Genomic DNA, 13,776 nt, shown 5'->3' on the forward strand with positions numbered 1-13,776 from the left:
ATGCCGAATTTACGAATTGCCGACCTGACCGCCGAGATCGAGGCCAATGTGCGTCGCGCATTGCTGGAGGATGTCGGCAGCGGCGATATCACCGCCCAATTGATTCCGGCAGAGCGACTGGCCAAGGCCACCATCATTTCCCGCGATGCAGCGGTGATCGCGGGTACTGCCTGGGTCGATGCAGTCTTCCGGCAACTGGACCCGCGTGTCGCTGTGCACTGGCAAGTGACCGATGGCGATCGCGTCAGCCCGAATCAGGCGCTGTTTCACCTAGAAGGCCCGGCCCGCTCCCTATTGACCGGCGAACGCAGCGCGCTCAATTTCCTGCAGATGCTCTCGGGAGTGGCCACGCGTGCGCAGTACTTCGCGGACATGGTCGCGGGCACTCAGGTCAAACTGCTGGATACCCGCAAGACCCTGCCGGGCCTGCGCATGGCGCAGAAATATGCGGTCACCTGCGGCGGCTGTCATAACCACCGCATCGGGCTTTACGACGCGTTTCTGATCAAGGAAAACCATATCGCAGCCTGTGGTGGCATCGCTCAGGCAGTAGAAGCGGCGCACCGGATTGCACCCGGCAAGCCTGTGGAAGTCGAGGTGGAGAGTCTGGGTGAACTCCAGCAGGCGCTGGACGCAGGCGCCGACATCATCATGCTCGATGAACTAAGCCTTGATGACATGCGCGAGGCCGTGCGCCTCACCGCAGGCCGTGCCAGTCTGGAAGCCAGCGGCGGCATCAACGAGGATACCCTTCGAGTGATTGCCGAAACGGGTGTCGATTACATTTCCATCGGTGCGATGACCAAGGATGTGAAAGCCGTGGACCTGTCCATGCGCCTGAGCCTCTGACACATCGCGCACAGCCAACTGTCACTGTTCGCTCGGGAGTAGACGCTTTGGAACAATGGTTTGTGATGAACGCGGGCAAGCAACTCGGCCCGATGGACGCGGATGCTGCGCGGCTGATCGCCCGTGAGTCGCCCGGTGCCTGGTGCTGGAAGCAAGGCATGCCGGACTGGCAGCCGATCTATCAGGTGCCGCAGGTGCGCGCCATGAAGAAGGACGGTGTGACGCCTTTTCCTGATCCGATGCCGGAGATGATCCAGCCCAAGCCGTCCGCGCTGCCCGCGCAGGCAGCCCCGACAAACGCGCCTGTCTCTGTACCCGCCAGACGCCCTTCCTTTACGCCCGACCCGAACGCCTCCGGCGGCTATGGCCTGGCGCAGACCATCGATGGCGTGGACTTCAAGCTCTACGGCACGGAAACCCAGTTCATCGAACTGGAGCTTGACCCTGGCGAAAGCGCCGTTGCCGAAGCCGGGGCGATGATGTACAAGACCTGCGACGTGCAGATGGAAACCATCTTCGGCGACGGCAGCAATCAATCGTCCGGGCTGCTGGGTTCGCTGTTCGGTGCAGGCAAGCGCATGCTGACCGGCGAGAGCCTGTTCACCACGGTGTTTTCGCAACAGGGTTCGGGTAAGGGCCGCGTGGCGTTTGCAGCGCCCTACCCCGGCACGATCCTGCCGCTCAACCTGCGTGATTTCGGCGGCAAGCTGATCTGTCAGAAAGACAGTTTCCTGGCCGGCGCCAAAGGCGTCTCCATCGGTATCCAGTTCCAGAAGAAAATCCTCACCGGCCTGTTCGGGGGCGAAGGTTTCATCCTGCAAAAGCTGGAAGGCGACGGCTGGGTGTTCGTGCATATGGGCGGCACGGTGCGCAAGATCGAACTGGCGGCGGGCGAAGCGCTGGATGTCGACACCGGCTGCCTGGCGGCCATGACCCAGACGGTCGATTACGATATCCGCATGGTCGGTGGCGGCATCAAGTCGATGCTGTTCGGCGGCGAAGGGGTGTTCTTCGCCAGACTGACCGGCCCTGGCACGGTATGGCTGCAAAGTCTGCCCTTCTCTCGACTGGCCGGGCGCATGCTGGCCGCAGGGCCATCGGGTGTGGGCAGAAGCGAACGCTGACTTCAGCACTACGTTATTAGACCGGAGACTGTGCTGCGCACTGGCGACTATCGTGCGGCGCTCTGCGTCGCATGCCTTTCTGGACGCTCCGCGTGCTCTTGCGACGCAGAGCGTCGTGAACTGCACTCCCACGCTGGAGCGTGAGGAACGATAGCGGTAATCAGCACCCAATAAAAAACCCCCGCCATCGCTGGCGGGGGTTTTTATTGGGCGCTGCTCGGGTTTAGCCGATTGCCACGCCGTGAGCTTCTGCCAACGGCTTCAGACCGCCGGCAAAGCCCTGGCCAATGGCCTTGAACTTGAACTCTTCGCCATTGCGATACAGCTCGCCGAAGATCATCGCGGTTTCAGTGGATGCATCTTCCGACAGGTCGTAACGAGCGATTTCCTTGCCGTCAGCCTTGTTCACAACGCGGATGTAAGCGTTGGAAACCTGGCCAAAGCTTTGCTTGCGCTCTTCGGCGGAATGGATGGTGACCGCGAAAACCAGCTTCTTCACTGCCGCTGCCAGGCCAGTGAGCTTGACCGTTACCGACTCGTCATCGCCTTCGCCAGCGCCTGAACGGTTATCGCCCAGGTGCTCGACCGAGCCATCAGCCGACTTCTTGTTGTTGTAAAAAATGAAGCTGTTGTCGTCCAGCACTTTGCCATTTTCGCCAACGATGAAGATCGACGCATCCAGGTCGAACTCGGTGCCATCGGTCACACGCGGATCCCAGCCCAGGCCCACGGTGATTTCTGTCAGGCCAGGAGCCTCTTTGGACAGGGAAACGTTGCCGCCTTTACTCAGACTTACTGCCATGTTCTTGATCCTTTCCAGAAAAGTGGTTGGGCGTGAATCAGAAATTCATGCCGAAAGAGTTGGCTACGGCTTTCAGTCCACCGGCAAAACCGCTACCCACGGCGCGGAACTTCCACTCGCCATTGTTGCGGTACAGTTCGGCGAAAATCATCGCGGTTTCAGTGGAGGCGTCTTCTGCCAGGTCGTAGCGAACGACTTCAGAGCCTGACTGCTCATTCAATACGCGAATGAACGAGCCACCCACTTGACCGAAGTTCTGCTTACGGCTGTCTGCGTCGTGAATGGTCACGACGAAAACAACTTTCTCCACATCGGCAGGGACACGGGCCAGATCGACCTTGACCACTTCGTCATCGCCGTCGCCAGCACCGGTACGGTTGTCACCGGTGTGCTCGACAGAACCGTCAGCGCTCTTGAGCTGGTTGTAGAAAATGAAGTCAGCTTCACTGCGGACCTTGCCATTGGCGGCCAACAGGAATGCGCTGGCGTCCAGGTCGAAATCCTGTCCGTCAGTGGCTCGCGGATCCCAGCCCAGACCGATCAATACTTTGGTCAGGGTAGGGTCGGTTTTCGACAGCGAAAGGTTGCCACCTTTTTGCAGAGTCAAAGCCATGATTCGTTTATCTCCTTTATCCAGTGTTTACGCTTTTTCTTCCGCGGATTCGTCTTTGCCCGGGAAGAGCAGGCTTGCAACGATACCGATGATCAATACGACGACTACCACCAGCAGGCTGGCATTGGCGCTGATCTCGTAACCGTGATGGAACAGGTGGTTGGTAGCATTCAGGCCCAATTTCAAGGCAATGAAGAACAGCAAGGCGATAACCGCTTTCTCCAGGTGCACCAGATAGCGCTTGAGGGCTTCGAGTACGAAATACAAGGTACGCAGACCAAGAATCGCGAACAGCATGGCCGAGAATACGATCAGCGGCTCGCGGCTCACGGCGATGATTGCAGGTACGGAGTCGAACGCGAACAGCACGTCGGAGATTTCCGCCACAACCAGACACAGGAACAGCGGGGTCGCGAACAGAGCACCTTTGGCCGCCAGCGTGATACCGGCGTTTTCAGGCTTTTTGACTTCCTGTTCCAGAACCGAGCGGCTGACGAAGAAGTTGCTGCCGTGCAGTTTTGGCCACACCGGGAACAGCTTCTTGGCGAAGCGATAAGCCATGTGTTGCGAGTAATCGACTTCTTCGTCGTCGTCATCGCCCGCCCTGAGCATCATGATGGCTGTCCAGGCAACGATGACCGCAAACACCACTTCGACCCATGGACCCAGCGCCAACAGGCCGGTACCGATGGCGACGAAGATGCCGCGGAAGACGATGGCGCCGATGATGCCCCAGTACAGAACGCGGTGGCGCAGGCCATCCGGAATCTTGAACCAGGAGAACAACGCCATGAACACGAACAGGTTGTCGACGCTCAGCACTTTTTCCAGCGCGTAACCGGTCACGAACAACGTGGCGACTTCAGAGCCGTGCTGGACATACAGGAAACCCGCGAAGGCCAGCGAAATGGCGACCCAGAAAATCGACCACGCCGAGGCTTGCGCGAGGGTGATTGGCTTGTTTCCCCGGTGGGAGAACATGTCGATAGCCATGGCCGTAACGGCCAGACCGACGAAAACCGCCATCGTGAGTGGAGGGAAGCCTAGAGAGGTGCTTTCCATTTAACTGCGTTCCTTAGGGTAAAAAATTACAGGTCGAAATCGGACGGGTTGAGGCCAAGCTCTCGACAGATGGTGCGGCAGACTTCCCGCTCTTTCTCATCGAAGCTGCCATCGGCGCCACCGATAGCACAGCAGACGCGCACCAGCAAACGGGCTGCATCTTCTTTCTTTTTGATCTTGCCAATGGTTTTCAAGGCCTCGGCGCGACCAATTTCAAAATCGAACTCGAACTTGGAGCAGGCTTCCTGGAAGCCCTGGATGACGTCCTTCATGTCGAAAACTTTCAGTTCCTGAGAGTTCTGAATGAAACCGGCCATTTTCTGCTTTTCACTGGAGCTGATATCACCGTCTGCGGCCGATACCAGAGCACAGCCGGAAACCACAGCCTCCATGAATTCGCGATTCTTGAACTTCGAGACTTCCGAAGCCAGCTTTTCGCGAGCAGCTGTTGCGTTTGTTTTCAACCAGTCCAGCATGTCTATCTCCCATGAGGCGGCACAGCCAGCCCAGAAATACCACGGTATTGTTTACTTGGAACCGGCAGCCCAGCGCATGCCCCAGCCGTAGGCTTTGTCCATGTTGCTGTGGCCGTTGTGGAAATCCACACGACGCGTCACCTTGACCGCACCGTTGTCATTTTCCAGCAGGGCAATGGCACACATGCCCTGACGACCGCCCTCTTCATTGAGGCGAACCTCGATGGGCGGCTGGCCCGGCGCGTGAATGGTGACGACCCCGTCGGTTTCTTTCCAGTTCGGCGCACCTTCGTAGATAAACGCGTAGACCAGAATGCGACGGATCTTGCTCCAGTGCGCGCCATTGATGTGCAGCCACTCACCGTCGCTGATCGAGCCGGTACGGTCATCGCCCATCAACTTGATGAACGGCTCGGTGTTAAGTGAACCGAACGAGTTGCCCAGCGCCTGAACAGCGCCTTTGAGACCGTCCTGCATTTCGAAGAGGCAGCCTACATCAAGGTCAATGGCATTGCTCTTCTTCATCGAGAAGAAGCCGCCGCCCTTGCTGTCGTTACGACGGTTCCAGTTCAGGTTGACCCGAATCTCACCGAAACCGGCACTGGATTTTTCCAGGCTGATCGAAGCACGGGTCTTGTCGAGCGTAATCTTGCTCAGACTGACGGTCGACTTCGGTGCAGGTGCTGGAACAGGTGCAGGTGCAGGTGCAGGTGCAGGTGCAGGTGCAGGTGCAGGTGCAGGTGCAGGCTCATCCTGAGGCGCGGCGACTTCAACGCCGAAGTTTTTCGCCAATGGCTCAAGGCCGCCGGCAAAACCCTGGGCCACGCAACGGAATTTCCATGCCCCCTGACGCAGGTAGAACTCGCCAAGAATCAGCGCGGTTTCTTTCATGCCGCTGGTCGGGATATCTGCTTCGATACCGCCGGTGATGTTCAAGGCCAGGCGTGACACGCTGCCAAAACTGGCCTTGTTCTCATAGATGGTCGCCGTCAGGGCAACCTTCTCGATGACCGAGTCCAGACGGCTCGGGTCAAGACTGAACACCGCACGTCCGGCCGACGCTTCCGTCTGCTGCAGCGCACCGCCGTTCACGCTTTTCTGGCCGTAGAAACACATGTCCTGATCGCCACGGACCTTGCCGGACGCGGTCAGCAGAAAAGCGGAGACGTCGATATCAGCATCCGCGATCGGAGAGTAGATAATTTCCACCGTCAGCGGGCCGGCAGCGACCGGCGCGTTGGCGCCCGGGACGAGTTGGGTCATACCCGTACAGCCCCGATCGCCAGCTCGACCAGATCATCAGCAGTGCGACCGTTGGTGACCTGGCCTACTGCAGTGAAGTCCCAGCCCGACGGCGTGCGCGCCAGATAAGACATCACCACGCCGGTGTGCTGACCTTTTTCGGACAGATCAAAGCGACCCAGTTCGTTACGGCTGCCCAGATCGACAATACGGCAGTAGGCGTTGGCGACTTTTTCGAAATTCTGACCGGTGAACGAATTGACGGTGAACACCAGGTATTTGACGGCGGCAGGCAGTTTTTCCAGATCGACGCTGATGGTTTCATCGTCGCCCGCGCCTTCGCCGGTACGGTTGTCACCCGAATGCTGAATGGCACCGTCACGCGATTGCAGTTGGCGGAACCAGACCAGGTCGAGGGGCTTTTTGTCGGAGTCGAGCATGATGCACGAGGCATCCAGGTCGATATCGCCGCCGCCACCACCGAGCAATTTACCGAAGAAACCACTGGCTTTTTCAGGGTCCCATCCAAGTCCCATGCTGACTTTCTTGAGGCCTGTACCAGCAGTTTTCTCGAGTGAGATCGTCTGGTTCTTTGCCAAAGTGAGTGCCATTTTTCGCTCCATGTGACGTTGGATTTCGGATAAAAGTGTTACAGCCTTACCGTGTTGGCCCGTCTTTGCCATCAGGATTGTGTAACTTGGCGTTAACGGGGCCTTTATAACGGCCTCGACGCCACGTCGGATGGAACAAACGCCAGTGCGCATCCTGAGCAGCGGCGAGCAATTCGTGGTCACCTCGGGTGTCGCCCCAGGCGCGAACCCGGAACTGGGTCAGCGGCCCATAGACGCTCTCCAGCCGTGCAACTTTCGAGTCGCAGCGGCAGTTGCTGCCTTCGATCAAGCCGGTCAACTTGCCGTCGATCACTTCCAGATTGGTACCGATCAGCTCTACTTTCAGGCGATCAGCGAACGGTTGCAGGACCATAGCAGGCGATGCTGAACAAAGCGTGACAATGGCGCCCTTCTCGATTTCAGCGGCGATGGACTCCAGCGCAGCAGGACGCATCAGGCGTTTCCAGTGCGACTGGCAGAACGCTTCAGCCTTCTGCTGCAGCCATTGCACTTCAACACCGCTCAGAAAAGCCTTGATCAGACGGCCCTTGAGTTCGTCGCGGGTCAGGCGCTTGGCCAGGTAGCCGATGCTGGGCAGCACCAGCCGCGCCATGCGCACCGAAAAGGCACGTTGCCCGAAGGCGAATTTGAGAAACGGGACAAAACTGTCGTGGCGGGTAATGGTCCCGTCGAAATCGAAGACCGCCAGCAGGCGCTGTTCCACTTCGATTTCAAGGTCGGGCCCTACAGGCTCAAGATCAGGTCCTGCGGTTTCAAGGTCAGGTTCTATCATCTAGCTAACTGCCTCAGCGAGTCGAATGCTGGCATCCATGATCGAAGCGGGTGCGGATAACACTCCATGCCATTTGGCGCGCTCCATGATGTGGGTTGCCCATTTGTAGTGGGTAGCCGGTTCACACATCGCGTCGTTGTACTTGAACACTGCGGGGGCCACAGAGTTCAAAATCATCCGGGCGGAGTTCATGTCCTCCAGACTGACGCGTAGCGCATTCTGAATGATATTGACCTGCGAGGGGTGAATTGCCGTTTTACCGACCAACCCATTGGTAATATCCAGCGTCAGTTCATGCTGCAGAATGTCCGGAGTGGCCAACTGCTCGAACACCGGAGCGGTAAGCGCAAAGCCCTGCGAACCCATGACACCCGCCAGCATGGGGATGACATACCCCATCGGCGTCGAGTACAGGGTCATGGCCGGATTGCGGCGCAGCCCCAGGCAGCCCATCAGGTCATTACCCCCGATGCGCAGCGCAATGATCCGCTCGTACAGACTGGCCTTCAAGGCTTCCCCCAACTCGACCATCGCGGTCGGATTGAACACCTCGGGGGTTTCCAGTGTAGGCATCAACGCCAGCGAAGGATTGGTGACGGCCTGCTCCCAACTCGTCAGACTTTTCAGCGAGAGCTTGGGCACAACGAAACCGTCGACGTGCGCCATCAGCGGCCAGTCGTTGAGAATGCGCGCCATCGCTGCGTCCCTCGGACGCACGAACAGCAGCGGACCGTTGGCCGGACGACCGCCACGGTCACGGATACGGGTGAGTACCTGACGAAGATTGAGCAACGCCGTGTCGACATCGGTCAGCGCCACGGCGTCTTCCAGACAGACGACCAGCGAACGCAGCTCGGGAATCTTTTCACCGAACACCACATCGACGATGTCGTGCCGGGTCGCGGGCATATACAGCGTTGCCCCCAGCGCATAAGGCGAGAATAAGGCCATTAGCTCAGACTCCGAATGATGGTCACGGCCCGATAGGGCCCCAGGAGATCGCCCACTTCTTCGACGGGGATCCCCGCTTTTTCGGTCAGGTGCAACAGCAATTGCACGTCGCTGTCAGCCAGGTTGCGCACCAGTACGTGATCCGGCACGCGGCGCATGACCGCTCTGGTGGCTTCGGCAATGCCCGGCTTGATGCGATTGAAGTTATTGATCCTGAAGCGCTCGGCCAGACGGTCGACCACCTGTGATGCGGCGGCCTTGAGTTCGGTTCGCTGAGCCAGCGTCCAGGGTGTCAGTGTGAGCGTAGAACTGTTTTGACGACGCTGGCTGTCGATCTGTTCAATAAAAGACTGCGTGACGTCGTGCTCCAGCAACTGCTCGTACACCACGCAACCGTGCAGCCCGCCGTCCGCCGGCCAGATAGAGCGCGACACCAGACCGGACACCGTGGCACCGAGAATGCCGGACGGAATCACCCAGTCTTCTGCCGACGCTGCCAGCCAGGCGCTGCCGCACGGATCGGCCAGCACCACCAGCCGTGGCTGATCCGGAAAGCGCGTATCGCCCGCCAGACTGCGACGGATCTCCCCCGAAATCGCGCCCTTGCCGGTCCAGCCGTCGACGAACACGATGTTCTGCGCGCCGTGGGCCTGAATGATGGCTTCAAGCGCCACCGCATCAATGCCGCGATCACGGACGATACTGATGCCGTAGTGGTGCGCTTCGCGACCCAGATCGATCAGAGCCCGCCGCAACAACACGCCCAATGGCAGACCGGCGCGCACGAACGACACCAGAATGATTTCAGCGCCTGCGCACTCGCGGGCGAGCGCCTGGGCCAGGGCCTGTACATCGTCGGCCATGCGCGCGCCATTCTGCTCGAGCGCCCGCTCATACAGCGCCTTGTGGGCGACGCTGGGGGCCGACTCTTCGCTGATCATTTCCGAATAGTGTTTCTGTCGCGTCTGAATCAGGCGCTCCTTCTCCTCGACGCTGGTGGTCTGTAGCGCCACGCCGCGCAACAGAAAATGCACATCATCGTGCAGGTAACTGCCGCTGCCGACCGTATAGAGCCCGTGAACGGGATCACTCATGCGCTGCTCCGACAAACATTTTCGCCAACTGACTGCGGGCAGGTGTCGCCCACCAGTGGCACTCGTCCATGAAACCCAGATCGGTAATGCTGTCGCCAAAACCGAGCACCGGGCGTTCGCCATTGATCGCCTTGTCGCGCCGCAGCCACTCCTGGACCGCGTAACGCTTGGCCAGCCCTTCGGGCAGGAAAGCCAGATTGTTGCCGTTGCCGTGGATATGCATGCCATCGAGCAAGCCCCGCGCCTGCACTTCGGCCAGTACTTTGCCGAGGATGCTGTCATCGCTCTCGTTGTGCTTGGTCACCACGTAATGGAACAGCTGCGCCTCTTCGACCACCCAGCCGCGCAGTGAAAACCCCAGCTCCTGACCGATCGCCAGTGTCGTCGCAGACAGCTCATGCAGGCGCGACTGGTAGCTGGCCAGGGTCTGTTTCATCTGCTCATTCCAGTCATGGTCCAGTCGCCCCATGACATCGAGCATCACCCCACCATGGGAACAGATCGCGCCTGCGGTGAACGGCAGTTTGACCCGGCTGTAGGCCTCGACACTGCGCGCCGTCACCGGCACCACATCAGAATGCGCCAGCAACCAGTGCGCGAACGACTTCTGCACGTTGGTCATGTAGCCGTTGGCATTACCCGTGATGTCCAGGGTTGCGACATGCTTTTCAATGCCAGCCGGGGTTTTGCGCGCGGTCTGGAACAGCGTGTCGTCCAGATCGACGAAGATCAGCGGACGGTCGTTACTCATCGCAGATGACCTCGGCGTTCAGTGCTTCGATCAGCTCGGCAGGCACGGCCTGCCTTGGGGTTTCGGTACAGATCAGCACCCGATCGAACTGACCCGGCCGCACGTTGTAGAGGAAGTTGGGGATGCCCAGGCCATAGTTGTCGGAGAACGACAGCGCATGGTCGATGGCATGACCGAGTGCAATCGGTGAACGGCTGGTGGAACTGAAATGCACGTCGGCTCCGGCCTTCTCCAGACGCTCGGCGAGCAGGAACGGGCGCCAGACGAATTCACTGGTGCCAACCACCAGAATGCGTTCGCCCTTTTTGACGGTAATGCCGGGCGCCAGCGTATCGGCCACCGACAGCACACCCATGCGCCCCCAGTCGTTAGCAGTGACCAGCGGCCAGTCACCCATGGCGACGGTGCCGACTTCCGGCATCTCCGGCAGCGGCGCGCTTAGGTCTTCATCAAAGAAGTACGAGCCTTGCAGCAGCGAGACCTGCTCTGCCACTGCGCCCATCGAGGTACTGACCGCGCCCGCCGACCAGTCGGTGAGCACGCAGGTCACCACCCGCTCGATCTTGCTCAACCCCGCCTCGACCAGCGCCTGATGCAGGTTGATGAAGGTCTTGCCCGTCGACGCCTCGTCATCGACCAGCACCAGCGAACGGGCGCCGAGCATCATCTCGCGTAACGCCGGATCAACGGGCAGGTGGATCAGATGAGCGCTGGCGTGGCTGTGCTCTTCTTCAAAGCGGGCGAACAGCACGCTGCCGGTCGGATGGCGCGTACTGACCATGTACAAGGCATCCGGGCGCGTTGCGCTGTAGGCACGATGTACGCCGGCGCCGAGGCCCACGGCGGTTTCGGCCATGCCGATGACCAGCACCGGGCCGGGCAGGTCTGCGGGAATCTTGTGCGCCAGGTCCTGAAAACTTTTCAGCATCACGCTCGGGCGCGCAGGGATGTGGCGTCCCAACACTCGGGACACGAAGAGAAACGCGCGCTTGGGGTTACGCCGCTCGGCAAAGCCGAACAGTGAATCCGGAGCGATGGTCGACGAATCGACGCTGACATCGAGACGACCACGAAGCAGATCAGCACGAAGCTTTGTAGGGTTGGAAAAAGCTGCGCTGCTGTCCATCGATAAATTCCTGATTAGCGGGGCCGCAGCCCCTGACGCCTGCAGACCAGCCAGGCAACACCAACTTCATTGGCGAGAGGCTTCAACGAGCCATAACGACGACTGAGCGGTGCGTGAGATTTCTGTGGTGGTGTAGGACCTTTCCGGGCGGGCATGCGCAGCGTCGATGCGGCACGCCTGCAGAAAGGCCAGCAACAGTGCGGACTTCACGGCGAAGTTCATGTTCTGCCCGTCCGGTACGGTTGAGGTCACCATGCCAATCACCGCGCCACCGTTGTCGAATAACGGGCTGCCACTGGACCCCGGCTGTATCGGTGCCGTGAACTGAAACAGGCTGGCATCGTTGTGCAGGCCGAACAGACCGGAGATCCCGCCCTGAGTCACCTGCAACCCGCCACCTGAAATGGACGCCAGTGGATAGCCCAAAACCGCTACGGTATCACCCGGCTCACAGCCCTGCCCGTCCCGGAATGTAACCGGAGACAACAGCGGTGCGCCCTGCACGCGCAGCAGCGCGATGTCATTGCGACGGTCGATGACCACTGGCTCGGCCTTGTAACGGCCCTCCAGTGAAGTGATGTAGAACACGCCCATGTCTTCGATGACATGCGCACAGGTCATGACGTGCGCCGGGCCGACCACGAACGCCGTGCCGGTCGCCGACTCATGCCGTGGCCCGCCACCCGAACCCGCAGACGGGCGGCGCGGATGACGGTCGTCCACGTCCAGACCGATCTTGCGCCCGAACGCCGACAGTCCATACGCCGAGCCTTCGCTCAGCGCGCGGAATTTCCATTGCTCATTGCGCTGGTAGAACTCGCCGATGATGATCGCCGCTTCACCGTTATCGAGCAGGTCCAGGCGGTGCTCGATATCACCATCCACTTTGAGGTGCAGGCTGGCAATATCGCGGATCGGCCCCATGGCTGCGTAGACGTAGACCATCAGCAGCACGCGATCACTGCCCGTCGGCAACCTGTCCAGCCTTAACGTGCAGCCAACGTCCTGAGGGCCGCCGCTCCACTCCATCCAGCCCTGCTCCTGATGCAGCAGCGCCGGATCGCCCATCGGCTGGCGCTTGTCGTTGACCGCCAGCAAGGCGACCGCTGCGTACTCACCAAAAACCGAAGACTTACCGCTCTCCAGGTTCCAGGAGCAGTGGGCGTTAGCTAAAGCAGTGTTTGCACCTGGCGCAAGAAGCTTCATGCCCGATCCTCCCTGATAAGAGCGATTAGTGATAGCAAAAATCTATTATCACGATCAAACCGAGGCCCGTACAGCGACCGTGATGGCCTTGACGCGGATATCTTCCAGCCAATGTGTTTCCGGTTCTTTCAAGCCGAGACGCCGTGCCGCGAAAATACCCGGCAGGTTGATGCCGGTTTCACGGGTGTAGCCAATGCCGCCTGAATAACGCGGGTTGATCTCCAGCAAGCGCGGCTTGCCATCCGCGTCGTCGCGGGTCTGCACATTGATCAGCCCGTCGCAGGCAAAGTGCTCCGCCGCACGGACTGCCAGTTTTACCGCTTCGCTGTCACGCTCGAAGGTCTGATTGAGCCCAACCTTGCGCCGCCCGACGAAGGCAACCGCATTGCCGTGCTCGCAGACCATGTCCACCGAACACTCACTGCCCGGCATGTACGGCATGAGCAGCATGGCGGGAACATCATCAGCCTGACGATAAGCATTAAGGTACGCCTGAAAGGTCGTTTCACGCGCATCGGGGTTGGCGAAACAACGAAAATCGTCAACGTCGGTCTTGAAGCGCCAAAAGCCGCGCCCGTAAATCCCGACCACCGGCTTGATGCACACCTCGCCAGACACCGCCAACGCATCGTAAGCCGCCTGCAACTCCTCGGCATTGCTGACGGCAATCCCCGGAATACATGCCAGCCCCGCCGCCTCGGCCGCTGCCGTGAAACGACTCTTGTCATCGACATCCATGAAGGTCTGCAGGGACGTTCCGCCGGTGACGAGGTCCAACCCTTCAGCGACAAAACGCGCACGCTGCGCTTCGTAAAAGCTGCCTATCCGGCCGGCGACAATAATCTTGACGCCCAGCGAGCGAGCGGTGTGCAGCACCCAGTCGATACGCTCGTCGTTATCGACCGGCTCTTGCAGCGCCACATCGGCCTGCCCGGTGATTTCGGAGCGCTGCTGGCGATGCGAAGCGATGATCTGCACCGACGCAGGTAGCGCATCGCGCGCCCCCATGATCACTTCACGCTGGCTGGATTGCCCTTCAAGGAACCAAATCATGTCAATCTCCGGGAGACAACGCC

General features: G+C 59.7%; 15 protein-coding genes. 2 read left to right on the plus strand and 13 right to left on the minus strand.

The window, feature by feature from the left end:
• Together nadC and JOE34_RS02205 are read left to right on the plus strand one after the other, a co-directional pair.
• Entirely contained in the window at positions 1 to 849 is an 849-nt protein-coding gene (gene nadC, locus JOE34_RS02200; RefSeq protein WP_003392665.1) for a carboxylating nicotinate-nucleotide diphosphorylase, read from the plus strand.
• 47 nt (positions 850 to 896) lie between these two features.
• Complete coding sequence (locus tag JOE34_RS02205; RefSeq protein WP_209995081.1) at positions 897 to 1,973, plus strand: TIGR00266 family protein; 1,077 nt, start codon at positions 897 to 899, stop codon at positions 1,971 to 1,973.
• 223 nt (positions 1,974 to 2,196) lie between these two features.
• Here JOE34_RS02205 and JOE34_RS02210 read toward each other — a convergent pair whose 3' ends face one another.
• The 13 genes from JOE34_RS02210 to JOE34_RS02270 all read right to left on the minus strand — a co-directional run bounded on the left by JOE34_RS02210 (position 2,197) and on the right by JOE34_RS02270 (position 13,753).
• The gene (locus JOE34_RS02210) at positions 2,197 to 2,775 is read right to left on the minus strand and encodes a TerD family protein (RefSeq protein ID WP_003317757.1); all 579 of its coding nucleotides are present in this window, start codon (positions 2,773 to 2,775) and stop codon (positions 2,197 to 2,199) included.
• Between the two features lie 37 nt (positions 2,776 to 2,812).
• Entirely contained in the window at positions 2,813 to 3,388 is a 576-nt protein-coding gene (locus tag JOE34_RS02215) for a TerD family protein (RefSeq protein ID WP_003317758.1), read from the minus strand.
• 27 nt (positions 3,389 to 3,415) lie between these two features.
• Positions 3,416 to 4,450: a TerC/Alx family metal homeostasis membrane protein gene (locus JOE34_RS02220; RefSeq protein WP_003345106.1), complete on the minus strand. Its 1,035-nt coding sequence runs from the start codon at positions 4,448 to 4,450 to the stop codon at positions 3,416 to 3,418.
• A gap of 26 nt (positions 4,451 to 4,476) precedes the next feature.
• Positions 4,477 to 4,926: a tellurite resistance TerB family protein gene (locus JOE34_RS02225; protein ID WP_003317761.1), complete on the minus strand. Its 450-nt coding sequence runs from the start codon at positions 4,924 to 4,926 to the stop codon at positions 4,477 to 4,479.
• A gap of 51 nt (positions 4,927 to 4,977) precedes the next feature.
• Positions 4,978 to 6,189 (minus strand): TerD family protein, encoded by a 1,212-nt coding sequence (locus tag JOE34_RS02230; RefSeq protein WP_209995082.1) that lies wholly within the window; start codon positions 6,187 to 6,189, stop codon positions 4,978 to 4,980.
• Positions 6,186 to 6,779, minus strand: coding sequence for a TerD family protein (locus JOE34_RS02235; protein WP_010415514.1), 594 nt, complete (start codon positions 6,777 to 6,779; stop codon positions 6,186 to 6,188). The genes JOE34_RS02230 and JOE34_RS02235 overlap by 4 nt, the downstream gene beginning before the upstream one ends.
• Before the next feature lie 46 nt (positions 6,780 to 6,825).
• The gene (locus JOE34_RS02240) at positions 6,826 to 7,572 is read right to left on the minus strand and encodes an HAD family hydrolase (RefSeq protein WP_003317765.1); all 747 of its coding nucleotides are present in this window, start codon (positions 7,570 to 7,572) and stop codon (positions 6,826 to 6,828) included.
• Entirely contained in the window at positions 7,573 to 8,523 is a 951-nt protein-coding gene (locus tag JOE34_RS02245; protein WP_032661081.1) for an HpcH/HpaI aldolase/citrate lyase family protein, read from the minus strand.
• Positions 8,523 to 9,617 (minus strand): cysteine protease StiP family protein, encoded by a 1,095-nt coding sequence (locus JOE34_RS02250; protein ID WP_010415526.1) that lies wholly within the window; start codon positions 9,615 to 9,617, stop codon positions 8,523 to 8,525. Before JOE34_RS02250 ends, JOE34_RS02245 begins: the two co-directional genes overlap by 1 nt.
• Positions 9,610 to 10,368 carry a haloacid dehalogenase gene (locus JOE34_RS02255; RefSeq protein WP_016567164.1) on the minus strand — a complete coding sequence of 253 codons (759 nt, stop codon included), beginning with the start codon at positions 10,366 to 10,368 and terminating at the stop codon, positions 9,610 to 9,612. The genes JOE34_RS02250 and JOE34_RS02255 overlap by 8 nt, the downstream gene beginning before the upstream one ends.
• Positions 10,361 to 11,494, minus strand: coding sequence for a phosphoribosyltransferase domain-containing protein (locus JOE34_RS02260; protein ID WP_032661078.1), 1,134 nt, complete (start codon positions 11,492 to 11,494; stop codon positions 10,361 to 10,363). Before JOE34_RS02260 ends, JOE34_RS02255 begins: the two co-directional genes overlap by 8 nt.
• A 66-nt stretch (positions 11,495 to 11,560) precedes the next feature.
• On the minus strand, positions 11,561 to 12,700 hold the full coding sequence (locus JOE34_RS02265) for a trypsin-like peptidase domain-containing protein (RefSeq protein WP_032661074.1): 1,140 nt from the start codon (positions 12,698 to 12,700) through the stop codon (positions 11,561 to 11,563).
• A gap of 54 nt (positions 12,701 to 12,754) precedes the next feature.
• Positions 12,755 to 13,753, minus strand: a complete 999-nt coding sequence (locus tag JOE34_RS02270) for an ATP-grasp domain-containing protein (RefSeq protein WP_010415543.1) — start codon at positions 13,751 to 13,753, stop codon at positions 12,755 to 12,757.
• Positions 13,754 to 13,776: the final 23 nt, after the last annotated feature.

It is taken from the genome of Pseudomonas sp. PvP028 (assembly GCF_017832255.1).
GTDB classification, from domain to species: Bacteria; Pseudomonadota; Gammaproteobacteria; order Pseudomonadales; family Pseudomonadaceae; genus Aquipseudomonas; species Aquipseudomonas syringae.